The organism is uncultured Tissierella sp. (genome assembly GCF_902479755.1).
Lineage (GTDB): Bacteria > Bacillota > Clostridia > Tissierellales > Tissierellaceae > Tissierella > Tissierella carlieri.
In genome coordinates, this window is the sequence record NZ_CABSQO010000048.1 from 1 (window position 1) to 26423 (window position 26423).

Sequence of the window (26423 nt, forward strand, 5' to 3'; positions counted from 1 at the left end):
TAGTTATATTAAACTATCTATTCACTATTAATTATACTATATTTAAATTAATGATTTCGTTTGGTATGCTTATTATATCACTAATCTCCTTAGTAGTTATTCTAATAAAGGATAATGTTAAAGGAAAAAAATAATCACCCTGCACCGCCATACAGAGTGATTAGGCTTTAAAATCACTATGAGTGGCAATCACATCTTGTGATGTCGATTGCCTTATTTTATTTATATTATACCAAAACATAGATTAAAATAAACAGTGAAAGATTATATATTATGGCAATTTTCAAATTAGGCAGGTGATAGTATTGAAAAATATTTTAATAATAGAAGATGACATAGCTTTAAATAAGGGGATTGCTCTATCATTAAAACATGAAGATTATAATTTTTATCAAGGATATAATTTAAGTGAGGGCAGAAAGATATTTTTGGAAAATGATATAGATTTAATTATTCTAGATCTAAATTTACCTGATGGAGATGGAATGGAATTTTGCAAAGAGATTCGCAGAATAAGTGAAGTCCCTATAGTAATGCTAACTGCTAAAGATATGGAGGTCGATATAGTTACAGGATTTGAACTTGGAGCTGATGACTATATTACTAAACCTTTTAGTCTTATGGTTTTAAGAGCTAGAGTTTTAGCGCTTTTAAGGCGCTCATCGCAAAAAGTTGTAAATAAATTTGAAATAGATGACTATTCTTTTAATTTTGACGATATGGTTTTTCTGAAGGGTAATAGGGAAATTATTTTGAGTAAAACAGAATATAAGTTGCTAAATATACTAATACAGAATATTGGAAAGGTAGTGTCTAGAGATATATTGATTGATAAAATCTGGTCTGACGGTGCTGAATATGTAGATGAAAATGCTCTTTCTGTTAGTATAAATAGGCTGAGAAATAAATTAGATGCTCATGAATATATTAAAACCATATATGGAGTAGGTTATACTTGGGGGATTAATTCATGAAGATTTTTTTAACTGTGATCATTATAGTTTTAATAATATATATTCTATATATAAGAAAAAATATGGAACTTATAACTATTAGAATTAATGAAATGTTAGACTTGGCTATAAAGGGGAATTTTACTGAAAAAAGCTTTGACGAATCAGAGTTATCCAAAATAGAATCAAAATTTTATAGATACCTATTGGATTCTCAAGCAACGGAAAAAAACTTATTTAACCAAAAGAAAAATATAGAAGTTTTGATTTCTGACATTTCACATCAATCTAAAACACCAATATCAAATATCATGCTTTATTCACAACTTTTAAAGGAAAATCAATCTATAGAATATGTTGATGAAATCGTCTTTCAAGCAAATAAATTAAGTTTTTTAATTCAAAATTTAATAAAGACATCTAGATTAGAAACGGGAATAATAAAATTAAATTCTAGTTTGAATAGTGTTAATGATTTAATTAAAGATATCATTAATTCTAGTTTGAAAAATGCGGAGAAAAAGAATATTTATATAGACTTTATAGAAGAGGATGAGCACTTTGCCTTCTTTGACTTTAAGTGGACGGAGGAAGCTATATATAATATTGTGGATAACGGGATTAAATATGGTTTAGAAGACAGAAATATCCATATAAGAATTATAGAATATACTATTTTTCTTAGAGTTGATATTTTAAATGAGGGAATAGGAATTAAGGAAGAAGAAATCAACAAGATATTCCAAAGATTTTATAGAGGTGAAAATGTAAGGGATAAAGAGGGAGTAGGCATAGGTTTGTACTTATCAAGAGAAATCATAGAAGGACAAGGAGGCTATATTCAAGTGGAATCTTCCTCTAAACAAACTAGATTTTCTGTATTTTTACCAAAGGATAAAAAGTAAATATAATTCTTTCATAACTGTTAGAATCTAGAAAGGATTTTGAAAGAGTAGTTTGCTATAGTCTATATTAGAAGTTATAGACTATTTTTTATGACCTAACACAACGAACGACAGTGAGTTGATGTAGGTCAAACGCAACGAACGCCAAATTCATGCGAGTGGCAACGAGCAAATGAATTTGTGCAGTGAGACTGCGGAAAATGACCTAACACAACGAACGACAGTGAGTTGATGTAGGTCAAACGCAACATTCGGTACGCTGTCTGTTTTGTCTGCAATTCGCGAGTGCTCATTGGACAAAAAAGGCAATGAGAACCAAATTTGCACGACCAACGGGAGTGAACAAATTTGGACTTTCAAACTGAGAAAGATGAGGTGATTTGTATGGAAATTTTGAAGACTCTGGATTTAAAAAAATACTATGGTGATGATAAGAATTTGGTGAAGGCATTAGATGGAGTTAGCATAGAAGTAAAACGAGGAGAGTTTGTAGCTATTGTGGGAACTTCTGGATCAGGAAAATCTACCTTATTGCATATGCTAGGGGGATTAGACAGACCTACATCCGGAGAGGTTATAATTGATGGCAAGAATATATTTAAACTCAAGGATGATGAACTCACTATATTCCGTAGAAGAAAAATTGGATTTATTTTTCAAAGCTATAATTTAATCCCGGTTTTGAATGTATATGAAAACATTACACTTCCTATTTCTTTAGATGGAAATGAAATTGACAGGCAATATATCGAAGAGATATTTAAGACTTTGGGAATTGAAGATAAAAGATATAATATGCCAAATCAACTTTCCGGTGGGCAGCAGCAAAGAGTCGCTATTGGTCGTGCATTGGCTACTAAACCGTCTATTATATTAGCTGATGAGCCAACGGGTAATTTAGATAGTAAGACTAGTTTAGATGTTATGGGATTAATAAAGGTATCTAGTAAAAGATTTAATCAGACTCTTATTATGATTACTCACAATGAAGAAATTGCTCAAATGGCAGACCGTATTATTAGAATTGAAGACGGTAAAATTCATGGTGGTGAGATAAATGAATAAGGTAAACAATAGAAAGATTATCAATAAAATTGCTATTGCTAGTTTAAAGAACAATCGTAGAAGAAATATTATTGCCTTTATTGCTATTGCATTGACTACCTTATTATTTACAAGTCTTTTTACTATAGGATTTGGTATGAAGAATTCTATGGAGCTTGAGACAATGAGAATGGTGGGAACTACATTTCATGGGGGGTTTAAGAGGATAAATAAAGAAGATATAGACAAATTAAAGACTCATCCATTAATTAAAGAAATAGGAATAAGACAAATGATTGGCTCTGTAATAAATGATGAATTTATTAAGGAGCAAGTAGAGATTTCATATGGAGATGAAAATTATATTAAAAGAGGTTTTAATTATCCTACTACTGGGAGGTTACCCGTAGAAAAAAATGAGATAATTACTGATACTTTAGTGCTAGATTTACTTGAAATTCCTCATAGAGTAGGAGAAAAAATTAAATTAAGATATACTATTGAAGAAAATGGAATAGTACTAGAAACTATAGAAGATGAGTTTATACTATCAGGATTCTACGATGCAGATGAGGCTATGATGGCAAGGATGGTGTTTACATCAAAAGAATATGCAGATTCCCTTAATTTACAGGAAAATATATATTACTTAGATGTAATGTTTTCTAATTCAAAGAATATTGAAGAAAAATTAATTCAGGTTCAATCAGAAAGTGGATATACTCCTAATGAAGAAGGTCCAGCTATTGATATTGGAGTTAATTGGGGATATATGTCAGGAAAGCTGGAAGATGCTGATCCTATTACTATAGGTGGCATGGTATTGATTCTATTGATTATCATCTTTACAGGATATTTGATTATATATAATATATTTCAGATTTCTGTAGTTTCAGATATTAAATTCTATGGGCTACTGAAAACTGTAGGTACAACTAAAAAGCAGATTATGAGGATTATAAGAAGACAGGCTTTTTTTATATCTTTAATAGGAATCCCAATAGGATTAATATTAGGATACTTTGCAGGAGTTCTTATACTTCCTAGAATAGCTTCTATTACAACAGTTGGAGATAAAGTAGTAAATAGTATCAATGTTTTAATTTTTTTGTTTTCTATAATATTTTCTTTAATTACAGTTTTTATATCCTGTAGAAAGCCAGGAAAGATAGCAGGAAGGGTATCTCCAGTGGAAGCAGTAAAGGCTACAGATATTGATAAGATGAACTATAGTTATATAAGAAGATCAGAAGCAGGAGTTAATATTAGTAAAATGGCAATATCTAATTTATTTAGAAATAAAACTAGAACTATTATTGTTCTTCTATCCATGTCATTAAGCTTAATCCTACTCAATTCTGTATATACTGTAGCAAATAGTCTTGATATGAATAAATTTTTAAGTGGATTTGTCAATGCAGATTTTGTTTTAGGCTCTGGAAAATATTTTAAAGCTGACTTTAGGTTTAAAGAGGATAGTTTAAATGAGAATATAATAGATTTAATAAATAGTAAAGAAGGATTTAAAAATGGGGGTAGAATCTATTATACTCCAGATAATTATGTTGAGTTATTAAGCGAAAAAGATTTGGAACCTCAGAATCGAACTCCTATTCAGCTATATGGATTAGATGGTTATCTAATAGATAAACAAAAGATACTAAAGGGTCAAATTGACATGGAAAAATTAATGAGTGGAAACTATATTATATATGGTGGATATACTAATAACAATGGTGTCTTAGAATTAGATAAGATGCAGTATGATGTTGGAGATAAAGTTAAACTAAATACAGAAAATGGAGTTAGAGAGTTTGAAGTAATGGCTATTATATCTTATGGTTATTCAAATTCTGCTAGATATATAAATATGTCAATAGGTGATGATTCAAAACCAAAATATAGTCAACTCCTATATTTGCCCTCAAGTATTTACAAAGAAATGGTAAGTGACCCATCTATTATGGTCTATCAATTTGATGTAGAGGATATAAATATAGCTGACTATGAAAATTTCTTAGAAGACTATACAAATAATATTGATTATACTTTAGATTATGATTCTAGAGATAAACAAAAAAAAGAATTTGATAACTTTAAAAACATGTTTTTATTGGTGGGAGGTTTTTTAAGTTTTATTGTAGCCTTAGTAGGAATTATTAATTTTATCAATTCTATAATAACAAGTATAATTACAAGAAAAAGAGAATTTGCATTACTTCAAAGTATAGGAATGACAAGAAGACAGTTGAATTCTATGCTTATAGGAGAAGGGGTATTTTATGCTTTAGGAACTATGATGATATCTGCAATATTCTCTATAGCTATATCTGCTACTGTAATAAATAAACTGATTAGTAAAGCTTTTTTTGCTACTTATAATTTCACTCTTAAACCACTTGTTATAGCTCTACCTATTATAATTACTCTAGGCATTGTTTTACCTTATATCATAAATAAATCTATGGTAAAGGAAAGTATAGTGGAAAGGATTAGAAGAGACGATTAAAGAGTTTATAAAACAAATAGGATGTATTATATATTAAATAAGTATCTTTTTTGGTGCTAGTCATCAAAAAAGATACTTATTGTTATGTTTTTATCCAAATTTCTTACTCTAATAGTTTTGAAATCTGATATAATAGTATATAATAAGAAAAATGGAGGGAATTAAATGTTAGTTACCGGAAGAGAATTGTTATTAGATGCTCAAAAAAATGGATATGCCGTTGGTGCTTTTAATGTAAATAATATGGAGATAGTGCAAGCTATTATTGAAGCTGCTGAAGAAACTAATTCACCAGTGATTCTTCAAGCTAGTCAAGGTGGAATTAAATATGCTGGTATAGAGTATATTGCTAGTTTAGGAAAGATAGCTGCTAGAAATGCTAAGGTGCCAGTAGCTTTACACTTAGATCATGGTACTGATTTTGACCAAGTAATGTTATGTATTAGACATGGTTTTACTTCTGTAATGATTGACGGATCTAGATTTGCACTAGATGAAAATATTGCATATACTAATAAGGTAATAGAGGTAGCTCATGCTGTAGGTGTTTCTGTTGAGGCAGAGTTAGGAAAGATTGGGGGTACTGAAGATCATATTACTGTAGATGAAAGAGATGCTACTTTTACAGATCCGGAGGAAGCATTAAGATTTGTAAAGGAAACTAATATAGACTTTTTAGCAATAGCAGTAGGTACTGCTCATGGTGTATATAAGGGAGAACCAAAACTTGACTTCGATAGAATAAAGGTCATAAGAGATAAGGTAGGAGTTCCCCTAGTGTTACATGGTTCTTCTGGAGTTCCTGAAGAGGCTCTGAGAAAAGCTATATCTTTAGGAATTTGTAAGATAAACATAGATACAGATCTTAGAATAGCATTTGCTGAAGGAGTAAAAGACTTCATTAAAGCTAATCCAGATAATATTGATCCAAGAAAAATATTAACTCCTGCAAAAACTCGAATGAAAGAAAAAATTAAAGAAAAAATGCATATATTCGGCTCAGTTAATAAGGCTTAAACTAATTCACAATTCACAATGCACGATTCACAATTAAAATGGTGACCTACTGTCACTTAGATAGACCTAATAGCTAGACTCTAGCAATTGTGAGCTGTGAACTGTGCATTGTGCATTGGAAAAAAAGGGGGGTATAGTATGAAGCTTTTTATTGATACTGCAAATATAGAAGAAATAAAAGAAATTAATGAATGGGGAGTTATCTGTGGAGTCACCACCAATCCTAGCTTGATTGCTAAGGAGGGTAGAGATTTCAAGGAAGTTGTTAAAGAAATTGCTGACATAGTAGATGGACCTATTAGTGCTGAGGTTATTTCTTTAGATAAGGAAGGAATGCTGAGGGAAGCTAGGGAGTTAGTTAAAATTCATCCAAATATTGTTATCAAGATTCCTATGACTAAAGAAGGACTAAAAGCTGTAAAGGTTTTAGCTGAAGAAGGAATCAAGACTAATGTGACTTTGATTTTTTCGGCTAACCAAGCTTTACTTGCAGCTCGTGCTGGGGCTACTTATGTAAGTCCTTTTGTAGGAAGACTAGATGATATTAGTAATGAAGGAATTTACATTATTGAAGATATAGTTCAAGTATTTAATATTCACAATATAAATACTGAAATAATTGCAGCAAGTATTAGACATCCTATTCATGTATTAGATGCTGCAAAAGCTGGAGCCCATATTTCAACTATACCATATAAAGTATTTGGACAAATGCTTGATCATCCATTGACTGATATAGGTATAGATAAATTTTTAAAGGATTGGGAAGGCTTACAAATTAAATAGGGAGTGTTAAGATGGATAGAAATTTGGCATTAAATTTAGCAAGAGTAACGGAAGCAGCTGCGTTAGCTAGTGCAAAATTTTTAGGTAGAGGAGACAAGAATGCTGCAGACCAGGCTGCCGTTGATGCTATGAGGCGTATGTTTGATACTGTAAATATAGACGGAGTCGTAGTTATTGGTGAAGGTGAGATTGACGAGGCACCTATGCTATATATTGGAGAACAAATAGGCATAGCAGGTCCAGATAGTTTAAAAATAGATATAGCAGTAGACCCTCTAGACGGAACAAGCTCCATTGCATATGGCCGTCCTGATGCTGTTTCTGTAGTAGCTATAGCTCCGAGGGGTTGCATGCTTCATGCTCCAGATACTTACATGAAAAAAATAGCTGTAGGACCAAAAGCAGCTGGAGTTATAGATATCAATGCTCCTATAGAGGACAATATAGCTCAAGTTGCTAAGGCTTTAGATAAAGATGTATCAGAAGTTACTATAACTATGCTTGATAGGCCAAGGCACAATGACTTGGTAGCAAGTATAAGAAAAGCTGGAGCAAGGATTAGAATGATTACTGATGGAGATGTGATTGCTGCCATAAATACATGTTTTGAAAATACAGGTGTGGATATGATGGTAGGTATAGGAGGAGCTCCTGAGGGAGTTATAACTGCGGCAGCCCTAAAATGTATGGGTGGTGAATTCCAAGGCATTTTACATCCTGTGACAGAAGAACAAAAAAGAAGATGTATAGAGATGGGCGTTGACTTAAATAAAGTATATAAGACAGATGACCTTGTAAAGGGAGATGAAATAGTTTTTGCAGCAACAGGTGTATCACATGGAGAACTACTTCAAGGAGTGAAGTATCTAGAAAATAATGTTGCTTCAACTCATACTCTAGTTTTGAGAGCGGAGACAGGCACTATAAGATTTATTGAGGCTACTCACAAATTAGATAAAAAACCAGAATACGCAAAATAGAAACAATGCACAATGCACAATTCACGATGCACAATGCACAATGCACAATTGAAAACATAAATAAAGAGATTGCTATTCTGGGCAAAGCGAGGAATCTAGTCTTTAAATCTTTTAATTGTGAACTTAAGTAGGGAACCAAAATCATGGTTTTTGATTTTGTGTTCATCACTTAGCTACTGATATTTGCCCCGCAGGGTATAATTCAGTAGTCCTTTAGGGTTTGTTTATCTAGTGAATTGTGAATTGTGAATTGTCAATTGATGAAAGGGGTGTTTATGTTTGACGGAACATGATCTGTCGGATAAAAAAATAGGCGAACTAAGAGAGATTGCAAAATCTCAAGGAATAGCCAGTCCTTATAAATATAAGAAGGACGAGTTAAAGGATATAATACTTCAAAACTTTGCTTCGGAAGAAAAAGAGAAATTAGAAGAAAAAGAGTTATCTGATGAAAATGAAGTAAAAATAAATATTAAAGATATTGAAACTGAGGATTTACCCGAAAAAGTCACGGAAGAATTGGAGAATATGGATAAGATAAACGGGGCTGAAGGAATCCTCGAGTTACATGCAGATGGTTATGGTTTTTTAAGATCTGATAATTATTTATCTGGTGATGAGGATATATACATTTCCCCGTCTCAAATCAGACGATTTAGATTAAGAACAGGAGATAAAATCTTTGGCGTTACTAGAGATCCAAATCCTGGAGAAAGATATAAAGCTCTTCTCTATATAAAATCTGTTAATGGAATGCATCCAGAAACCTGTACAAAAAGACCTAATTTCGATAGTTTGACTCCCATATACCCAACTAAAAGATTAAAACTTGAAACTAATTCCTCTGAGCTTGCTACTAGGATGATTGATTTAATCGCACCTATTGGCAAGGGACAAAGAGGTATGATTGTGTCTCCGCCAAAGGCTGGAAAGACATCTTTACTTAAAATGGTTGCGAATTCTATAGAAAAAAATCATCCTGAAGTAGAAGTGATTGTACTTTTAATAGATGAAAGACCTGAAGAGGTAACTGATATGAAAAGATCAGTAAAGGGTGATGTAGTTTACTCAACATTTGATGAACTACCACAACATCATACAAAGGTTGCGGAAATTGTATTGGAAAGAGCAAAAAGGTTGGTAGAACATGGTAAAGATGTAGTGGTTTTACTAGATAGTATTACAAGGCTTGCTAGAGCATATAACTTAACGATACCAGCTACAGGTAGAACTCTCTCAGGAGGATTAGATCCAGGTGCATTACATAAACCTAAGAGATTTTTTGGTGCTGCAAGAAATTTAGAAGAAGGCGGCTCTTTAACTATTCTTGCTACGGCTTTAGTAGAGACTGGCAGCCGTATGGATGATGTTATATTTGAAGAATTTAAAGGAACGGGTAATATGGAAATTCATTTGGATAGAAAATTATCCGAGAAGAGAATATTCCCAGCTGTTGATATTAATAAATCAGGAACTAGGAGAGAAGAATTACTTTTATCTCAAAAAGAACTTGAAACAATATGGGCTATAAGAAAAGCTATGGGAAATGCACCTACACAAGATGTGACTGAGAATTTAATAGAAAACTTAGTAAAAACTAGAAATAACGACCAATTCATAGATGAGATGAGAAATAAAATTTGGTTTTAGTTGAAAAGAAAAAAATTATATGCTATAATTTAATGGTTGAATTATGAAAGAATGTTTTTTTGCTATATATTAGCAGTTGAAGAGAGGTGAAAGGAATGAAGGCGGATATTCATCCAAATTATAAAGAAGCTACTGTAACTTGTGCCTGTGGAAATACATTTACAACAGGTTCTGTTAAAGATGAATTAAGAGTTGAAATCTGTTCAGAATGTCATCCATTCTTTACAGGTCGTCAAAAATTCGTTGAACGTGGTGGACGTGTTGAAAAATTCAAGAAGAAATATAATATGGATTAATTTCTTCAGAAAACTAGGTTAGATGCTTGAGCAACTAACCTTTATTTTTTATGACCTAACCCAGTGAACGAACGAAGTGAGTGAACTGTAGGTAGGTCAAACGCAACGAACGCCAAATTCATGCGAATGACAATGAGCAAGTGAATTTGTGCAGTGAGACTGCGTGGATGTCCTACTATCAAAAGTATAGTAAGGAAGGATGTAGGTCAAACGTAACATTCGCTACGCTCATTTCTACGCTCACTAACGTTCGCTTCGCTGTCCGTTTTGTCTGCAATTCGCGAGTGCTCATTGGACAAAAACGCAATGAGCACCAAATTTATGCGACCGATAGGGAGCAAATAAATTTGAGTTGCGAGATACCTAACATGACGAAACAAAGTAGTAACAACTCTGCTCAAGAGAAAAGACCAAAAATTCGGGGGTGAATATATGAAAATAAAGAATTTAGATAGAGTACCCAAACATATTACAAGCATTGGAGGACAGGCACTAATAGAAGGGGTTATGATGCGTGGACCAAAGGATATAGCTATTGCTGTTAGAAAACCTGATGGAGAAATTGAAATAAAAATGGAAAAGTTAAACACTTTGGGTATGAGGTATAAAATATTCAAACTTCCATTTATCAGGGGAATAGTAGGACTTGTAGAGGCTTTAATGTTTGGTACTAGAGCATTGATGTATTCAGCGGAATTCTATGAAGAGGAAGAAGAAACCTCATCTAAAGAAAGTTTTACTCAAAAGATATTTAAAGATAAAGCAGGAGATATTGAGATGGTTTTTGCTGTAATCAGCTCTATCATACTTGCTGTAGGAATATTTATGATATTGCCTACTCTTTTAACCAATTTCTTTAAGGGTAGAATTAATAGCTCAATAGGTTTAAATCTTATAGAAGGCTTAGTTAGAATAATAATATTCTTAATATATATAATAGGAGTGTCTAAACTAGATGATATTAGAAGAGTATTTGAATATCATGGTGCTGAACATAAGACTATACATTGCTATGAAAATGAAGAAGAGCTTACAGTTGAAAATGTAAAGAAACATCCAATTCTTCATCCAAGATGTGGAACTAGCTTTTTATTTATGGTAATGATAATTAGTATATTGGTCTTATCATTCTTTGGCTGGCCGAATCCATTACAAAGATTTGTTGTGAGGATTTTGATGTTTCCTGTAATTGCAGGTATATCTTATGAAATAAATAGGCTTATTGGGAAAAGTAGTTCAAAATTAGCTTATCTTCTTTCTTATCCTGGCCTAATGATTCAAAAACTAGCTACAGTAAAAGAGCCTGATTGTGAGCAAATTCAAGTGGCCATAGAATCATTAAAAGCAGTTTTAACAGATAATAAGGATGAGGATAGATGGTAACAATAAATAATCTACTAAGGAAGTCGGAAAATTCCATCTTAGATTCAATTCTAATATTATGCAAATTATTAGATGTAGATAAATCCTATATATATACCTATGGAGATAGGGAAGTCTCAAAAGAAGTCGAGGAAAAGTTTTTGTATCTCATGGAAGAAAGAGCTAGGGGATATCCTATACAGTATATATTAGGAGAAAGAGAGTTTATGGGGCTAGATTTTTATTTAGAGGAAGGAGTTCTAGTCCCTAGACCAGATACTGAAATTTTAGTAGAGTATACTATAGACTATATAAATAAAAATTATGGGGATAGAAATATTAAAGTGTTAGATTTGGGCATTGGTAGTGGTGCTATTTCATTGAGTATAGCTCACTATTGTAAAAATGCCTTTGTCTACGGAGTCGATATTTCAGATACTGCAATTAAGGTAGCAAATATTAATAAAGAGAAATTAAATTTGTTCAATGTTAATTTTTATAAAGGTGATTTGTTTAAAGCACTAGAAGGGCTTGATTTAGATGGTGGATTCCAAATAATAGCATCTAATCCACCATATATTGCTTCTAAAGAAATTGAAAATTTAGATACGACAGTAAAGGATTTTGAACCAAGGCTTGCTTTAGATGGTGGATTAGATGGTTTAGACTTTTACAGGAAGATTACACCTGAAAGTAAACAATTTTTAGACGATAATGGACTTTTGATATATGAAATTGGTTACGATCAGGGAGAGGATATTGTAGAGATTTTACATTCGGAAGGATTTAATAAAGTATCAGTTTTAAAAGATCTACAAGGACTTGATAGAGTAGTTTTAGGTATTAAATAGTAAAGGAGTTGTGCTTTCAATGAAGTTGCTATTTAAATTATTTTCAACGTTTTTTAAAATAGGTGCATTTACTATTGGTGGGGGATATGCTATGCTTCCTTTAATTCAAAGGGAAGTTGTTGATGAAAACCAATGGCTTACCACAGAAGAATTTATGGATATATTGGCTATAGCTGAGGTAACTCCAGGACCTGTAGCTGTGAATACAAGTACTTATGTGGGATATAAAAAGGCAGGTTTAAAAGGAGCTCTATTTTGTACATTAGGGACTGTTCTTCCTTCTTTTGTGATTATACTCCTTATTGTTAAGTTTTTTTGGGGGTATAGAGGAAATCCTATTGTGGAGAAAATATTTCTAGGAATAAGACCTGCAGTAGCAGCATTAATATTTTCAGCAGTATATAAACTGGGATCAAAAATGAAACTTAGTGTTTCTATGATAGCAGGAGCTTTACTTACAGTTTTGGCTATAATAATATTGGATATTAGTCCTATAATAATAATTCTTATAGCTGCTTTTGGCTCAATTATCTATTTTAAAAATAAGGAGAAGAAAATATGAATGTATTGAAGCTTTTTATATCATTTTTAAAAATAGGGGCCTTTAGTTTTGGTGGCGGATATGCTATGCTACCATTGATAAGAAAAGAGATAATAGATGTCCATGGTTGGTTGACGACTAAGGAATTTATAGATATATTGGCTGTAGTAGAAATGACACCAGGGCCAGTTGCAATAAATTCTGCTACTTTCTTGGGATATAAGGTAGCGGGAATATTAGGATCTGTAGCGGCTACGATTGCTGTAGTTCTGCCATCTATAGTTATAATACTTATTATAGCTCATTTTCTGTCAAAGGTTAAGGATTCTCCTTATATTACTTGGGCATTTACAGGAATAAGACCAGTTGTATTAGGCCTTATTGCTTCTGCTAGTATAACTGTGGCCAAGGATGCTGTTATAGATATAAAGAGTTTGGTATTGATGGTTATCCTATTTTACTTAACCTCATTTAAAAAATTGCATCCTATACTTACAATTGTAATTGCTGGTACAGTGGGAGCGTTTATTTTTTAATTGGAAATTAATAAAAAATAATTGACAATTGATAAAATAAAATTCATACTTAATAAGGTATGATTAAAGTTAAAAAATAAAATTAAATAGGAATTTTTCAATTAATAATTAAAAGATAAGAGAATAATATTTTTAACAAATTGATTTATTTCAATGTTTTTAATTGTTAACTGAATATTGTTAATCGTTAATTGAATATAGGGGAGTGAGAATATGCTAGATAAATTAGCTGCAATTGAAGAGAAATACATTGAATTAGGCGAAAAAGTAATGGATATGGAAGTAATAAATGACAGAGTATTGTTTCAAAAATTGATGAAGGAACATTCTGATATAGAGCCTATCGTATTTAAATATAGAGAATTTGTAGAAACTAGAGACAATCTTGAAGAAGCAAAAGAAATGCTTAGAGATAAATTAGATGATGAAATGAAAGAATTAGTTAAAGAGGAGATAAAAGACCTCGAAGCTTCTTTAGAAGCTATTGAGGAAGAATTGAGAGTATTATTAGTACCAAAGGATCCAAATGATCATAAGAATGTTATTGTAGAAATAAGAGGTGGAGCCGGAGGAGATGAAGCTGCTTTATTCTCAGGGGTTTTATTTAGAATGTACTCAAGATATGCAGAGAGAAATAGATGGAAAGTAGAAATAATGAGTACGAATGAAATAGGTATTGGTGGATTTAAAGAAGTAATATTTATGATAAAAGGTAAGGGTGCTTATAGTAGACTAAAATACGAATCTGGTGTACACAGAGTTCAAAGAGTACCTGAAACTGAAGCAAGTGGTAGAATACACACATCAACATCTACAGTTGCAGTGTTGCCTGAAGCGGAAGATGTTGATATAGATATACAAGAGAAGGATTTAAAAATAGATATTTATAGATCATCTGGGGCAGGTGGACAGCACGTAAATACTACTGATTCTGCTGTTAGAATCACTCATTTACCTACAGGAGTGGTAGTTGCCTGCCAAGACGAAAGAAGCCAAATCAAAAATAGAGAAAAGGCAATGAAAATATTAAAAACTAAATTATACGATAAGTTATTAACAGATCAAGCAGCAGAAATAGCTGAAGAGAGAAAGGGTCAAGTAGGTACAGGCGATAGATCAGAAAGAATTAGAACATATAATTTCCCGCAAGGTAGAGTTACAGACCATAGAATCAATCTAACGCTATATAAGTTAGATGCCTTTGTAGATGGTGATTTAGATGAGATGATAGATGCTTTAATTACCTCAGACCAAGCAGAAAAATTAAGTTCAGAAGAATAGATAACAAAAACGGTGACCTTTTACGGTTACCGTTTTTTTATTTATTTAAAATATAATACAATACCTAATATAAATCCAACAACAGTACCAATACTAGAAAACCTTCCTCTGTGGAGGGTTTTTCCCGTTGGGATTAATTCATCACAGACTATATATAACATGATACCTCCTGCACTAGCTAAGCAGAGGGAAATAACAGTATTAGAAATATTACCTAAATAAGCACCGATATATGCTCCTATTCCAGTAGTCATTCCCACTAGAACGCTAAATAGCATTATTTTCCAAGTCTTAATCTTATTCATACTTAGAGGTAGTGAGATAGACATCCCTTCAGGAATATTGTGTAAGAGCATTGCCATAGTAAGAACTAATCCAAAATCAGAGATGCCAACTAAGGTAGAGCCTAGAGCCATACCTTCTGGGATACTATGTATAGCCACACTTAATCCCAAAATTGCACCTGTCTTTATATTCACAAAGCAAGATAACTTATCTAATAAAGTTTCCAATATAATAATAACCAATATACCTATTGTAACACCTAATATCACATTAAGTACCCCACCTATGTAAAATGCTTCAGGAAATAAGTGAAAGCTTACTATAAACATCATAAATCCACCAGTCAATCCTAATAAAAAACTTAACACTTTATCTGTTTTCTTTATATATATTCCAATTATACTTCCTAAACTAATGCCTATGACACCTACTAAAAGTCCAATAATACCTATAATCCATTCACTCATTTTAACCCCTCCCATTAATAAATATGAAAGGTTTCTAATAATTATTATTCTAATTGATGAATGAGTATCAGATAAATACACAATAAAGAATTATTGAATTATACTTTGGATAGTAGGTATAAGTAGCTAAGCCAAATTGCTGTAATTATCAAAGTTTTTTGTATAATTACAGTACCTAAAAGTTATGTTTTTGGGATTTCTATAGTTTGCAATTTTGGATTCTTACTTATGTGAATTGTGAATTGTTAATTTGTAGGTAATAATATATAATAATATAAAGCAAAAAAGTCAGTGAATAGTTAAAAGTTATAAAATTAGTGAATAGTGAAAAGTTAAAAGTTATAAAATTAGTGAATAGTGAAAAGTTAAAAGTGAATAGTTTTAAGAAGAAGTCCGTGTATTTTGATTTTCAGCTATTAATCATTGACTGTTAATTATTCACTGTTTCCCCATTATTTACAAGTAAGGTGAGAGGTAAGTATGAAGACAAAAATAATAAAAATTGATAAAGACAATATAAACAGTGATTTAATAATTGATGCGGTAAATATAATTAAAAATAGTGGATTAGTTGCATTTCCAACTGAAACCGTATATGGACTTGGTGCAAATGGATTTGATGAAAATGCGGCAAAAAAAATATTTGCTGCAAAGGGAAGACCCGAAGATAATCCATTGATTCTTCACGTCTATTCAGTAGAGCAAGTTGAGGAGCTAGTGGAGGAAATTCCAGATATAGCTAAAAAATGCATGGAGGAATTTTGGCCTGGACCGTTAACAATCCTTCTGCCAAAATCCGATAAAGTACCAAATATAATTACTGCAGGATTAGATACTGTAGCAATTAGGATGCCGGAGAATAAAATAGCATTGGAGCTAATAAAAATGTCAAATGTTCCCATAGCTGCACCTTCTGCTAATATATCAGGAAGACCTAGTCCTACATCAGCTAAGCATGTAATAGATGACTTAATGGATAAAGTAGATATGATAGTAGATGGCGGAGAGACAGGAGTAGGATTAGAGTCAACGGTACTAGATTTATCAGGAGATTTACCTATGATTCTTCGTCCAGGAGGAGTAACTAAGGAAGATTTACAGAAAATAATCCCCAATGTAACTATAGACTTTGCTATAATAAAAGAGGATGCAAATATAATTCCTAAATCCCCTGGACAAAAATATAGACATTATGCTCCAAAATCAGAGATGCTTGTTTTTAGCGGTGATATTGATAAGATAACAGATGCTATTATGGCAAAGACTAAAGAATATATGGCTATTGGTAAAAGGGTAGGGGTTATTTGTACTGATGAAACAAAGGAAATTTATAAGGATGGGCTGATAATATCTATGGGCAGCAGGCGAAATAACGAAACCATTGCTCGTAATTTATTTAATACCCTTAGACTGTTTGATGAGGAGAATGTAGATATCATCTTAGCAGAGGGGGTTGAACCATCACATTTAGGAATAGCAATAATGAATAGAATGATGAAGGCTGCTGGCGGTAGAATTATTAAGGTTTAGAAGGAGAGAACTAAATGATAGTTTTGTTTGTATGTACTGGTAATACTTGTAGAAGTCCTATGGCAGAGGGGATTTTGAAATCTATAGCCAAAGAAAAAAAATTAAGCCTAGAAGTCAAATCTGCAGGAATCTCTGTATTCGATGGAGATAATGCATCTAGGAATTCTATAGAAGCTATGAAGAAAATCGGAATCGATATATCGAAGCATAAAGCAAGACAGCTTCATAGAGATTTAGTCGACGAGGCTGATTTGATTTTAACTATGTCTAAACCTCATAAGGAAATTATAATATCAAATTTTCCGTCGGCTAAGGATAAGATTTTTGCTTTATTAGAATATGTTTATAAAATAGATAAAGATATAGCAGATCCCTATGGTGGAAATCTTCTCTTATATGAACATACAAGAGAAGAAATTTATAAAGCAATAAAAAAGATAATTGACAATGGCCAATTGACAATTAATTAAAGAGAGGATGAATATAAATGAAAATAGGCATAGGCAGTGATCATGGTGGTTTTGAATTAAAGGAATATATTAAGGAGTATTTAGATAGAGAGGGAATTTCTTATATTGATTATGGCACAAATTCCATCGAATCAGTGGATTATCCAGATTATGGAAAAAAGGTATCTGAAGCTGTTGTATCCAAAGAAGTGGATAAGGCTATTGTCATCTGCGGCACAGGTATTGGTATTTCTATAGCTTGCAATAAGGTAAAGGGAATTAGATGTGCATTATGTGGAGATACCTACTCAGCCAGAATGAGCAGAGAACATAATGATGCTAATATTTTAGCTCTTGGAGGCAGGGTAATTGGAAGAGATTTGGCTTTAGAAATAGTTTCTATATGGTTAAAAACACAATTTGAAGGCGGAAGGCATGAAAAAAGAGTAGAAAAAATAAGTGAAATTGAAGGCTAGTTTATGATATAATTTTCAAGGAAAATAATTAATGTTGAGAAAGGAGTTTTTCATATGGGAAACGTAGTAGTATTTGACCATCCTCTTATTAAACATAAACTTACATTTATAAGAGATAAAAATACAGGATCTAAGGAGTTTAGAGAATTAGTTACAGAGGTTTCAATGCTTATGGGTTATGAGGTAACTAGAGATTTACCTTTAGAGGAGATTGAAATAGAAACCCCTCTTATGAAAATGAAATCACAAGTTATATCAGGTAAGAAGGTGGGACTTATACCAATACTTAGAGCAGGACTTGGTATGGTTGATGGTATGTTAAATCTTTTGCCAGCGGCTCGTGTAGGACATATTGGGCTTTATAGAGATCCAGAGACGTTAAAACCTGTAGAGTATTATTGTAAATTACCTCAAGATATTGAAGAAAGAGAATTGATAGTCTTAGACCCTATGCTTGCAACAGGAGGTTCGGCTGTAGCTGCAATAGACTTTTTAAAAAAGAGAGGTGCCACAAGCATAAAATTAGTTTGCTTGATAGCTGCTCCTGAGGGAGTGAAGGCTGTAACAGATTCTCATCCAGATGTAGATATTTATGTAGCTGCTTTAGATGAAAAACTAAATGATCACGCCTATATAGTCCCAGGTCTTGGAGATGCTGGTGACAGATTGTTCGGAACTAAATAAAAGGAGAGGGATTTGCTATGAAAAGCTTTATTGCACCATTTTTGCTAGCAACGGTTATTTCATATTTGTCTACTCCTTTGGTAAGGAAACTAGCATTTAAGGTAGGGGCCGTTGATATTCCAAAAGATGATAGAAGAGTGCACAAAGAGGCTATGCCACTTATTGGTGGTTTGGCTATATTTGTAGCAGTAATTGTGGTTACTTTAATATTTTTACCTTTAGAAAAAGAAATTATTTCAATAATAATAGGTGGAACTGTTATTGTAATAGGGGGCATAATAGACGATCTTAAGGAGCTAAAACCTAAAACTAAATTTATGTTTCAAATCATAGCAGGCTTGATACTTATATTTGGTGATGTGAAAGTTGATTTCATTACAAATCCCTTTACAAAAAACAGCTCACTGCTGTACTTAAATTGGTTATCTATACCTATTACTTTGTTTTGGGTAGTTGGTATTACTAATACATTAAACTTCATAGATGGATTAGATGGATTATCTGCGGGAGTTGCTATGATATCAAGTATAACCCTTATGATTGTAGCTAGTAAAGGGTATACTAGCAATTATATCAGTGTGATCATAATGTCAGCTGCTATAGCTGGTGCATGTTTAGGCTTTTTACCATTTAATTTTAACCCAGCGAAGATTTTCATGGGTGATACTGGTGCATTATTCTTAGGATTTATGTTAGCCGCCATAACAATAGAAGGTGTTATGAAGAGCGTAGCAACCATTGCTATTGTTGCACCTATACTTATATTATCTGTACCCATTTTTGATACTACTTTTGCAATATTTAGGAGATTATTAAATGGGCAATCTATATCAGCGGCAGATAAAGGACATTTACACCATAGGCTTTTAAGTAGAGGGTATTCTCAGAGAAAATCCGTGCTAATACTTTATGGCATATCTGCGATTTTTGGCTTATTTGCAATATTAGTATCTCAAGCCAATAGTAGACAGGCTGTATATTTATCTTTAGTGTTACTTATCGTATCAGTGCTAGTAGCCATAAAGCTGGGGATATTTGAGAAGAGATAGCGAATAGTTAAGAGTATTAAAAGCAGTGAATAGTGAAGAGTGAAAAGTGAATAGTTCAGGATAAGGATTTTTGGGGTCTTTTAGTCTTTTCAACTATTCACTATTAGTTATTCACTAAAGAGATGAAAGGATGATTTATCTTATGAAAATAATGACTGTCTTTGGTACAAGACCAGAGGGAATCAAGATGGCTCCAATAATTAAGGAGTTGGAGAAGAGAGAAGGTATTGAATCTGTTATATGCATTACTGCTCAACATAGACAGATGTTAGATCCGGTACTAAATATATTTAATATAAAACCGGATTATGATTTGAATATATTTAAACCTGGACAAACTCTAACAGAAATCACAACAAGGGCCTTAGAAGGTCTAGAGGAAGTAATTATAAAGGAGAAGCCTGACGTACTACTGGTTCAAGGTGATACTACTACAGTATTTGCAGGAGCTTTAGCTGCATTTTATCAAAAGGTAAAGGTTGGGCATGTAGAAGCAGGACTTCGTAGTGGAAATCTATATTCACCATATCCTGAGGAAGCTAATAGGAGATTAGCTGGTTTACTTGCAAATTTTCATTTTGCTCCAACAGAAAGGAATAGGCAAAACTTATTAAAAGAAGATTATCCAGATGAAAAAATATTTATTACAGGCAATACTGTAATAGATGCTTTAAAGTATGTTATCAAAGAAGATTACATATTTGATATTGATTTATTAAACAATCTAGATTATGAGAATAAAAGAGTAATTTTAATTACAGCCCATAGGAGTGAAAATATTGGTAAGCCTATGGAAAATATATTTACTGCAATTAAAGATATTATGGAAAAATATGAAGATGTAGAATTAGTTTTTCCTATGCATCTAAATCCTAAGGTACGAGAAATTGCTAATAAAGTTTTAACAAACAATGATAGGATACATTTGATAGAGCCTTTAGATTATGCACCTATGGCAAATCTTATGGCAAAAGCACATCTAATCGTTACAGATTCAGGTGGACTTCAAGAAGAAGGACCTACCTTTGGCAAGCCTGTACTTGTAGTTCGTGAAGAAACAGAAAGACCAGAAGGAATAGAGGCTGGAACAGCTAAACTAGTAGGTACTAAATATGAGAGTGTATTTAATGAGCTTAATCTTCTGTTATCAAATAAGGATGAATATAATAAGATGGCTAATGCTGTAAATCCATATGGAGATGGAAAGGCAAGTGAGAGAATAGTAGACATATTGATCAATTCACAATGCACGATGCACAACTTAAACAATGCACAATTGGGAAAGCGGTGAACTAGGGGCAAAAGGCCCTAAAAACGTGCTAAAGCAATTGTGAATTGTGAACTGTGAATTGTGAATTAGAGAAGTGAATTGTGCATTAAAAAAGGGGTTGAGATTTTGGTAGATAAATTAACTGAACTTAGGGATAGTTTTGAAATGTTAGAGGATATTTTAAATTATGCATATGAAGGCTATGTATTAGTTGATCCTGAAGGCAAAATAGTTAAGATGAATTATGAAAAGCTTTTAGGAATAAAAGAAGAAGACGCAATCGGAAAACCAGTAGAAGAAATTATCGAAAATACTCGTATGCATATTGTAGTAAAGACAGGGGCTAAGGAGTTAAGAGATGTACAGAGAATACAAGGTCATGATATGATTACAAACCGTATTCCCATAATAAAGCAGAACAAAGTAATTGGAGCCGTAGGCACAGTGCTTTTTAAAGATATCAGCGAAGTAAAGGAGTTGGCTCACCAGCTCCTTGATTTGCAATCAAAGATAAATAAATATAGAGGTGAAATTGAAAGAATAGAAGGGAGTAAGTACTCCTTTGATAGTATTATCACTAGAAATCCAAAGATGGAATATTTAAAAAAGGTTGGTAGGATGGCAGCAGAAACAAATTCAACTGTGCTTATTACAGGAGAATCTGGTACTGGTAAGGAGTTATTTGCACATGCAATTCATAGAGCAAGCTATAGAAAGGGAGAGGCCTTTATAGCTATTAATTGTGCTGCAATCCCCAAAGACTTATTAGAATCCGAGTTATTTGGATATGATAGTGGTGCATTTACTGGAGCTAGAAAAGAAGGTAAGGTTGGAAAATTTGAACTTGCTTCAGGAGGAACCATTTTTTTAGATGAAATAGGAGATATGCCTTTAGAAATGCAGGCAAAAATTCTTAGGGTATTAGAATCTAAAGAATTTGAAAGAATTGGCAGTAACAAAAAAGTTTCATTCGATGCTAGAGTTATAGCAGCTACAAATGAAAATATAGAAGAAGCAATAAAAAAGGGTAAATTCAGGGAGGATTTATACTACAGATTAAATGTAATAACTATAGAAATTCCACCACTTCATGAAAGAATTGAGGATATAGAGCCTTTGAGTCAGGATATTCTTGCTTTTTTACTTAGGGAAATGAACCTAGGAGAAAAAGAGCTGGCTAGAGAAACTATAAAAATCCTTAAATCATATAGTTGGCCAGGAAATGTAAGAGAACTAAGAAATGTATTGGAAAGAGCAATTAATCTTTCTACAGGTAGGATTATTTTGCCAGAACATCTACCAGAAAGACTTATGAATAGGGCAAGCTATATAGTGGGAGACCCAGATGATATACCTTTATTAAAGGATGTTGTTTTAGTAGCTGAAAAAGAAGCCATAGAGAAAGCTCTTGTTTTGACCAAGGGAAATAAATCTCTAGCTGCCGAGAAATTGGGAATACACAGGACAGCTCTATATAAAAAGATTGATAAGTATAAAATAGAAAGTTGAAATGTAGCTAGAAATATACAAAATTATTGATGATGTATACTTTTTGCTACATGATTTTTATATAAATATAAGCAAACTGTATAATAAAACGTACACTCTATAAATATTACATCATATCAAAAAAATCATAATTTAATTTATATATCATATACATTAGTGAACTCAACAGTTTTAGTCAATAAAATACTTTTTATATAACTTGGCACAATAATTGCTATTATATTTATTATATGGATTTAATAAAAAATTACAAATAGATTGATTTAAAAAACAAATAAATTATAGGAGGTATAAAAATGAGAGAAGTTGTTATTGCTTCAGCAGTTAGAACACCTATTGGTGCATTTGGAGGTAAGTTTAAAGATGTTTCTGCAGTGCAACTTGGTACTATAGTAGCTAAGGAAGCCCTAAAAAGAGCAAAAGTAGATCCAAGTATGGTAGATGAAGTTATTTTTGGTAATGTATTACAAGCTGGATTAGGCCAAAACGTTGCTAGACAGGTATCAGTACATGCAGGTATTCCTGTAGAAGTACCTTCTTTTACAGTTAATAAAGTTTGTGGTTCTGGACTAAAGACAGTTGCGTTGGCAGCTCAGGCTATTTTAGCAGGAGAAGCAGATATAGTATTAGCAGGTGGTACAGAGAATATGAGTCAGGCTCCATATCTATTAAAATCTGCTAGATGGGGTCAAAGAATGGGTAATGGTCAAATAGAAGATTACATGGTACAAGATGGTCTAACTGATATTTTCAATAATTACCATATGGGAATTACAGCAGAAAATATTGTAGAAAAATATGGCCTTACTCGTGAGGAACAAGATCAATTATCATTAGGAAGCCAAAACAAAGCAGAAGAAGCTGTAAAGAGTGGAAGATTTAAAGAAGAAATTATTGCTGTTGAGATTCCTCAAAGAAAGGGAGATCCAATAGTTGTTGATACTGATGAATATCCAAAATTTGGTACTACCATAGAGACGTTAGGAAAACTTAGACCAGCATTTAAGAAAGATGGTAGTGTAACTGCAGGAAATGCTTCTGGTATCAATGATGGAGCAGCTGCTTTAGTTGTAATGAGTAAAGAAAAGGCTGACGAGCTAGGAATTACTCCATTAGCTACTATTGCATCCTATGCTTCAGCAGGGGTGGAGCCATCCTTAATGGGAACTGGACCTATTCCGGCTACAAGAAAAGCTTTAACTAAAGCTAATATGACAGTAGAAGATTTAGATTTAATAGAAGCAAACGAAGCTTTTGCAGCTCAAGCATTATCAGTTATAAAGGATCTTAACCTTGACACTGATAAAGTTAACGTAAATGGTGGAGCTATAGCTTTAGGTCATCCAATAGGCGCTTCAGGAGCTAGAATATTAGTTTCATTATTACATGAAATGGCAAAGAGAGATGCTAAAAATGGTTTAGCTACCCTATGTATAGGTGGAGGACAAGGAATAGCTATGATAGTTAAAAGATAGTGAATAATTAAAAGTGAATAGTGAATAACAGAAAGTAGTTATATATAATAGTGAATAAATAATAGTTTGAAAGGCTAAAAGAGATGGCTATCCTTATCTTTTAAACTATTGGATTTTCACTAATTCTAAAACTATTCACTATTCTCTCTTCACTATTGACTAAATAAAGGAGGTTATATTTATGAATAAAGTTATATCTATTGATGCAGCTATAGATCATATTAAAGATGGTATGACTATTATGATCGGTGGATTCTTAGGATGTGGATCACCACACAGATTAATCGACGCTCTTGTGAAAAAGGGTGTTAAAGATTTAACATTAATTTGCAATGATTCTGGTTTTCCAGAAATAGGTGCGGGTAAATTGGTAGTAAATAAACAAATTAAAAAACTTATAGCTTCTCATGTTGGGACAAACCGTGAAACTGGAAATCAAATGAATTCTGGCGAAATGGAGGTAGTATTAGTACCACAAGGAACTCTTGCAGAGCAAGTAAGGGCAGGAGGAGCTGGACTTGGTGGATTTTTAACACCAACAGGAGTAGGTACAATAGTTGAAGAAGGTAAAGAAAAAATGATAATTGATGGAAAGACATATCTTCTTGAGAAACCACTTAGAGCAGACGTTGCTTTAATTGCTGGAGCAACTGTAGATAAATTTGGTAATATCGTATATCATGGTGCTACAAGAAATTTCAACACACTTATGGCTACTGCTGCAGATACAGTAATCGTTGAAGCTGAAAAGGTTTTAGAAATAGGAGAACTTGATCCTAATGATGTTGTTACTTCAGGAATATTTGTAGATTATATTGTTAATGGAGGTGACAAATAATGGATAAGAAAGAATTCATTGCTAGACGTGTAGCTAAAGAACTAAAAGACGGAGACGTAGTTAACCTTGGCATCGGATTGCCAACTATGGTAGCTAACCATGTACCTGAAAATATGACAGTGTTTTTCCAATCAGAAAATGGATTTATAGGCCTTGGACCTGCTCCAGAAGAAGGCAAAGAGGACCCTTATATAGTAAATGCAGGAGCTCAATGTGTAACTATTCTGCCTGGTGGAATATTCTTTGACTCCGCTACATCCTTTGGTATTATTCGTGGAGGTCATGTTGATATGACAGTACTTGGAGCACTTCAGGTAGATGAAAAAGGTAATCTTGCTAACTGGATGATACCAGGAAAAATGGTTCCAGGTATGGGAGGAGCTATGGATTTAGTAACAGGAGCTAAAAAGGTAATAGTAGCTATGGAACATACCGTAAAAGGAAGTCATAAGATATTAAAGGAATGCAACCTTCCATTGACAGCTGCGGGAGAAGTAAATCTTATTATTACTGAAATGGGAGTTATAGAAGTAACTAAAGAAGGTTTAGTATTGAAGGAAATTAATCCAGAATTTACTGTAGAAGAAGTGCAAGCAGCTACAGAAGCTAAGTTAATAATTTCTGAAAACTTAATAAAGATGGAAATCTAAATTTTTCTGAAATAGCCCTTAGTACCTAAGGGCTATTTTTTATAACGAATAGGAAAGTTCTATTTTTTCTCTTTTCCATTTTAGAACTTGCTATGATCTAAATATGTTTTAAGCAGATTGCCGAAATCTTTGATTTTGTGTAAGTTGCTTATGTATTGTCCAAAAAAGACTTTCTTTTTCTTTAATATAAGCTTGAATTTAAATAGGTGTAGGAAATAGATTTCTTAATATATTAACGTCTCAATAGAAGTTTTTGTTATATTGTGATAGTCAAATTTTGCAATATTGCATTAAATTACTTGCATAATATTGTAAAATTTTATATAATTGCAATAGTATTTTAAAAATATTCTTTGCGTAATGTGACACGTTAATGTTATAATTATAACATACTAATGAAAAATGTTTACCATGGAGTGAGGAAATGAAGAATAAAAACTATAAGGATATCTTTCAAAACCTAACTTTGATTACTCAAGTTGGCCTCTCTGTTATTACACCTATTTTGCTCGGTGTTTTCTTGGGGCAATTTATAGATAATAAAGTTGGTACGAATGGTATCTTTTCTATTATCTTCATTATTTTTGGTGTTGGTGCAGGTTTTTTGAATATATTTAAATTAGCTGGCAATAAAGGAAACAAAAGGAAGTGAATATATGAATAATGACTTAGTGTTTAAAGTAACAAAACGAGTAAGTATAATTTCACTATTAATTATTGGAAGTGCTGCTTTTATATTTAAAAATTCTAAGCCAATTATACTTGGGTATATATTTGGAGCAATAATTAGTATATTAGGGTTTAAATTGCTTCATAATACTATAAATAAGGCTGTGGAAATGTCACCAGGTAAAGCTGCTGCTTATTCTACTGTACACTATATTTTAAGATATTTGATATATTTTATTGTACTTTCAGTAGCTGCCATAGCAGATTATCTTAATTTTCCTGCAGCTATTTTGGGGCTTTTAATGGTCAAAATTGTCATATTAGGTTCAGGGATATTTGACAAAGATTTTCAGAAATATCA

At 32.5% G+C, this 26423-nt stretch carries 28 protein-coding genes; 27 read left to right on the forward strand and 1 reads right to left on the reverse strand.

The window, feature by feature from the left end; all coding sequences use genetic code 11:
* The first annotated feature begins 50 nt into the window (after positions 1 to 50).
* The 15 genes from RDK80_RS20160 (at position 51) to prfA (ending at position 14711) form a co-directional block, all read left to right on the forward strand.
* Positions 51 to 134, forward strand: a complete 84-nt coding sequence (locus tag RDK80_RS20160) for a putative holin-like toxin (RefSeq protein WP_374041683.1) — start codon at positions 51 to 53, stop codon at positions 132 to 134.
* Between the two features lie 171 nt (positions 135 to 305).
* Positions 306 to 974, forward strand: coding sequence for a response regulator transcription factor (locus tag RDK80_RS17725; protein ID WP_308525047.1), 669 nt, complete (start codon positions 306 to 308; stop codon positions 972 to 974).
* Positions 971 to 1858, forward strand: coding sequence for a HAMP domain-containing sensor histidine kinase (locus RDK80_RS17730; RefSeq protein ID WP_308525048.1), 888 nt, complete (start codon positions 971 to 973; stop codon positions 1856 to 1858). The genes RDK80_RS17725 and RDK80_RS17730 overlap by 4 nt, the downstream gene beginning before the upstream one ends.
* Positions 1859 to 2242: 384 nt before the next feature.
* Complete coding sequence (locus RDK80_RS17735; RefSeq protein ID WP_308525056.1) at positions 2243 to 2923, forward strand: ABC transporter ATP-binding protein; 681 nt, start codon at positions 2243 to 2245, stop codon at positions 2921 to 2923.
* Complete coding sequence (locus RDK80_RS17740; RefSeq protein ID WP_308525049.1) at positions 2916 to 5411, forward strand: FtsX-like permease family protein; 2496 nt, start codon at positions 2916 to 2918, stop codon at positions 5409 to 5411. The genes RDK80_RS17735 and RDK80_RS17740 overlap by 8 nt, the downstream gene beginning before the upstream one ends.
* A gap of 165 nt (positions 5412 to 5576) precedes the next feature.
* Positions 5577 to 6428 (forward strand): class II fructose-1,6-bisphosphate aldolase, encoded by an 852-nt coding sequence (locus RDK80_RS17745; RefSeq protein WP_308525050.1) that lies wholly within the window; start codon positions 5577 to 5579, stop codon positions 6426 to 6428.
* 138 nt (positions 6429 to 6566) lie between these two features.
* Positions 6567 to 7214, forward strand: coding sequence for a fructose-6-phosphate aldolase (fsa, locus tag RDK80_RS17750; RefSeq protein ID WP_094899600.1), 648 nt, complete (start codon positions 6567 to 6569; stop codon positions 7212 to 7214).
* A gap of 11 nt (positions 7215 to 7225) precedes the next feature.
* A complete protein-coding gene (gene glpX, locus RDK80_RS17755) occupies positions 7226 to 8194 on the forward strand; it encodes a class II fructose-bisphosphatase (RefSeq protein WP_094899601.1) in 969 nt (322 codons plus the stop codon).
* A gap of 279 nt (positions 8195 to 8473) precedes the next feature.
* Positions 8474 to 9844: a transcription termination factor Rho gene (gene rho, locus RDK80_RS17760; RefSeq protein WP_094899602.1), complete on the forward strand. Its 1371-nt coding sequence runs from the start codon at positions 8474 to 8476 to the stop codon at positions 9842 to 9844.
* Between the two features lie 95 nt (positions 9845 to 9939).
* Positions 9940 to 10140: a 50S ribosomal protein L31 gene (gene rpmE / locus RDK80_RS17765; RefSeq protein WP_094899603.1), complete on the forward strand. Its 201-nt coding sequence runs from the start codon at positions 9940 to 9942 to the stop codon at positions 10138 to 10140.
* Positions 10141 to 10572: 432 nt separating this feature from the next.
* The gene (locus tag RDK80_RS17770; protein ID WP_308525051.1) at positions 10573 to 11523 is read left to right on the forward strand and encodes a DUF1385 domain-containing protein; all 951 of its coding nucleotides are present in this window, start codon (positions 10573 to 10575) and stop codon (positions 11521 to 11523) included.
* Positions 11517 to 12353, forward strand: a complete 837-nt coding sequence (gene prmC / locus RDK80_RS17775) for a peptide chain release factor N(5)-glutamine methyltransferase (RefSeq protein WP_308525052.1) — start codon at positions 11517 to 11519, stop codon at positions 12351 to 12353. Before RDK80_RS17770 ends, prmC begins: the two co-directional genes overlap by 7 nt.
* A 19-nt stretch (positions 12354 to 12372) precedes the next feature.
* The gene (locus RDK80_RS17780) at positions 12373 to 12915 is read left to right on the forward strand and encodes a chromate transporter (RefSeq protein ID WP_094899605.1); all 543 of its coding nucleotides are present in this window, start codon (positions 12373 to 12375) and stop codon (positions 12913 to 12915) included.
* Positions 12912 to 13430, forward strand: coding sequence for a chromate transporter (locus tag RDK80_RS17785; protein ID WP_216554661.1), 519 nt, complete (start codon positions 12912 to 12914; stop codon positions 13428 to 13430). Before RDK80_RS17780 ends, RDK80_RS17785 begins: the two co-directional genes overlap by 4 nt.
* A 213-nt stretch (positions 13431 to 13643) precedes the next feature.
* Entirely contained in the window at positions 13644 to 14711 is a 1068-nt protein-coding gene (gene prfA / locus RDK80_RS17790) for a peptide chain release factor 1 (RefSeq protein ID WP_094899607.1), read from the forward strand.
* A gap of 41 nt (positions 14712 to 14752) precedes the next feature.
* Here the strand turns inward: prfA and RDK80_RS17795 are convergent, their stop codons facing one another.
* Positions 14753 to 15463, reverse strand: a complete 711-nt coding sequence (locus RDK80_RS17795; RefSeq protein ID WP_216554674.1) for a ZIP family metal transporter — start codon at positions 15461 to 15463, stop codon at positions 14753 to 14755.
* A gap of 480 nt (positions 15464 to 15943) precedes the next feature.
* On the opposite strand from RDK80_RS17795, the gene RDK80_RS17800 reads away from it, so the two are divergent.
* The 12 genes from RDK80_RS17800 to RDK80_RS17855 all read left to right on the forward strand — a co-directional run.
* On the forward strand, positions 15944 to 16993 hold the full coding sequence (locus RDK80_RS17800; protein ID WP_094899609.1) for an L-threonylcarbamoyladenylate synthase: 1050 nt from the start codon (positions 15944 to 15946) through the stop codon (positions 16991 to 16993).
* 14 nt (positions 16994 to 17007) lie between these two features.
* The gene (locus RDK80_RS17805) at positions 17008 to 17463 is read left to right on the forward strand and encodes a low molecular weight protein arginine phosphatase (RefSeq protein ID WP_308525053.1); all 456 of its coding nucleotides are present in this window, start codon (positions 17008 to 17010) and stop codon (positions 17461 to 17463) included.
* Between the two features lie 17 nt (positions 17464 to 17480).
* Entirely contained in the window at positions 17481 to 17918 is a 438-nt protein-coding gene (gene rpiB / locus RDK80_RS17810; RefSeq protein WP_094899611.1) for a ribose 5-phosphate isomerase B, read from the forward strand.
* 54 nt (positions 17919 to 17972) lie between these two features.
* Positions 17973 to 18602, forward strand: a complete 630-nt coding sequence (gene upp, locus RDK80_RS17815; RefSeq protein WP_094899612.1) for a uracil phosphoribosyltransferase — start codon at positions 17973 to 17975, stop codon at positions 18600 to 18602.
* A 17-nt stretch (positions 18603 to 18619) separates the two neighbouring features.
* Complete coding sequence (locus RDK80_RS17820) at positions 18620 to 19651, forward strand: glycosyltransferase family 4 protein (protein ID WP_094899613.1); 1032 nt, start codon at positions 18620 to 18622, stop codon at positions 19649 to 19651.
* A 142-nt stretch (positions 19652 to 19793) separates the two neighbouring features.
* Positions 19794 to 20942 carry a non-hydrolyzing UDP-N-acetylglucosamine 2-epimerase gene (wecB, locus tag RDK80_RS17825; RefSeq protein ID WP_308525054.1) on the forward strand — a complete coding sequence of 383 codons (1149 nt, stop codon included), beginning with the start codon at positions 19794 to 19796 and terminating at the stop codon, positions 20940 to 20942.
* 105 nt (positions 20943 to 21047) lie between these two features.
* Positions 21048 to 22430 (forward strand): sigma-54-dependent Fis family transcriptional regulator, encoded by a 1383-nt coding sequence (locus RDK80_RS17830; RefSeq protein ID WP_216554696.1) that lies wholly within the window; start codon positions 21048 to 21050, stop codon positions 22428 to 22430.
* A 296-nt stretch (positions 22431 to 22726) separates the two neighbouring features.
* Positions 22727 to 23905 (forward strand): acetyl-CoA C-acetyltransferase, encoded by a 1179-nt coding sequence (locus RDK80_RS17835; RefSeq protein WP_216554698.1) that lies wholly within the window; start codon positions 22727 to 22729, stop codon positions 23903 to 23905.
* Positions 23906 to 24086: 181 nt separating this feature from the next.
* Positions 24087 to 24743: a CoA transferase subunit A gene (locus RDK80_RS17840; protein ID WP_094899616.1), complete on the forward strand. Its 657-nt coding sequence runs from the start codon at positions 24087 to 24089 to the stop codon at positions 24741 to 24743.
* Complete coding sequence (locus RDK80_RS17845) at positions 24743 to 25393, forward strand: CoA transferase subunit B (protein ID WP_216554700.1); 651 nt, start codon at positions 24743 to 24745, stop codon at positions 25391 to 25393. Before RDK80_RS17840 ends, RDK80_RS17845 begins: the two co-directional genes overlap by 1 nt.
* A 424-nt stretch (positions 25394 to 25817) precedes the next feature.
* Complete coding sequence (locus tag RDK80_RS17850; protein WP_094899618.1) at positions 25818 to 26045, forward strand: AtpZ/AtpI family protein; 228 nt, start codon at positions 25818 to 25820, stop codon at positions 26043 to 26045.
* 4 nt (positions 26046 to 26049) lie between these two features.
* On the forward strand, positions 26050 to 26423 hold a 374-nt coding region (locus RDK80_RS17855), incomplete at its 3' end, for an ATP synthase subunit I (protein ID WP_308525055.1).